This is a genomic window from Pseudomonas sp. 2822-17, assembly GCF_002742485.1.
GTDB classification, from domain to species: Bacteria; Pseudomonadota; Gammaproteobacteria; order Pseudomonadales; family Pseudomonadaceae; genus Aquipseudomonas; species Aquipseudomonas cyclaminis.
Genome location: NZ_LJRZ01000532.1, coordinates 1 through 401 on the forward strand (window position 1 = coordinate 1; position 401 = coordinate 401).

Genomic DNA, 401 nt, shown 5'->3' on the forward strand with positions numbered 1-401 from the left:
ATCTGAGATAATTCGACCTAAGGCAACTAATTTATCATTATGATAAGCTGAGATACAATACCAACTATTTTTAATAGCTTTAGATAACTGTTCTTTCGTGTATGTACCATTACTATTCCAACCTGTTGTTTCGTATAGTAGAAAAAATTCTTCCTTGTCTGGTATTAAACTTTCATATCTTATATCCATAATTAAACTCCTTAAAGTTATAAATTGCTATTTTCTATCTAAATCATTCTTGGATCTTCTTGTGCAAAATTGCCCGTTAGCACAATAACGGACGCAACGGCTTCTTCCACTATCGCTCTCCGTTAGCTCAATAAGATAAAGATGTGTATTTATATTGTTATCCCTTAGTTTTGAGATTGTGTGTAAAACTCTTCTTTTAATAATCCATAGTA

General features: G+C 31.2%; 1 protein-coding gene. It reads right to left on the reverse strand.

Translation table 11 applies throughout. The features are described from left to right. The coding region (locus AOA60_RS34760; RefSeq protein ID WP_218240735.1) for a hypothetical protein at positions 1–189 on the reverse strand (189 nt) is incomplete at its 3' end. Positions 190–401 lie beyond the last annotated feature (212 nt).